General features: G+C 53.4%; 2 tRNA genes. Both read left to right on the top strand.

Annotated elements, in window-relative coordinates:
- Positions 1–20: 20 nt before the first annotated feature.
- A tRNA-Ile gene (locus tag TZ48_RS04265) sits at positions 21–97 on the top strand.
- Positions 98–139: 42 nt separating this feature from the next.
- Positions 140–215 (top strand) — tRNA-Ala (locus TZ48_RS04260).
- The last annotated feature ends 8 nt before the right edge of the window (positions 216–223 follow it).

Genomic DNA, 223 nt, shown 5'->3' with positions numbered 1-223 from the left:
ATGAATTAAAGACGATGCTTGGGTCTGTAGCTCAGGTGGTTAGAGCGTTCGCCTGATAAGCGAGAGGTCGGTGGTTCAAGTCCACTCAGACCCACCAATCTTCCTCCCAGATGATTGGCGGTAAGCATCACACACTGATGGGGCTATAGCTCAGCTGGGAGAGCGCCTGCCTTGCACGCAGGAGGTCAGCAGTTCGATCCTGCTTAGCTCCACCATCTTTAAG

Source organism: Vibrio variabilis (assembly GCF_003263785.1).
GTDB lineage: Bacteria > Pseudomonadota > Gammaproteobacteria > Enterobacterales > Vibrionaceae > Vibrio > Vibrio variabilis.
The sequence above is the reverse complement of the archived record's forward strand: the minus strand, read 5'-3'. Positions and strand labels throughout refer to the sequence as shown.